Genomic DNA, 302 nt, shown 5'->3' with positions numbered 1-302 from the left:
CGCGCCCCCTGCAAGCAGGGTTAACCGGGAGAGCGGTTGGGACGGGTCACTGCTGTGGCGAGGGCGCATATTTTCCAGCAAGAGTCAGATAATCCTTTAAAAAACATAGCCCATCTGCCCCACCCGCGCCAACCGCTCTCCCGGTTAACCCCTGGGCGTCGTTTTTGGTGATATCGGCACCAGCCCGCTCTATACCTTCCGCACGGTGCTTTCGCTCTCTGAGCATGACCCGACGCCCGGCGTCATACTGGGCCTGCTCTCCCTGATTACCTGGACACTCATCCTGGTAACGTCCATAAAAT

General features: G+C 58.3%; 1 protein-coding gene. It reads left to right on the top strand.

Going from position 1 to position 302, the window contains the following annotated elements; translation table 11 throughout:
- Positions 1-151: 151 nt before the first annotated feature.
- The coding region (locus IM317_RS23625; RefSeq protein ID WP_227010984.1) for a KUP/HAK/KT family potassium transporter at positions 152-302 on the top strand (151 nt) is incomplete at its 3' end.

The organism is Enterobacter cloacae complex sp. S3 (assembly GCF_014930495.1).
Classification (GTDB): domain Bacteria; phylum Pseudomonadota; class Gammaproteobacteria; order Enterobacterales; family Enterobacteriaceae; genus Enterobacter; species Enterobacter asburiae_B.
This window is presented reverse-complemented; position numbering and strand designations above follow the sequence as displayed.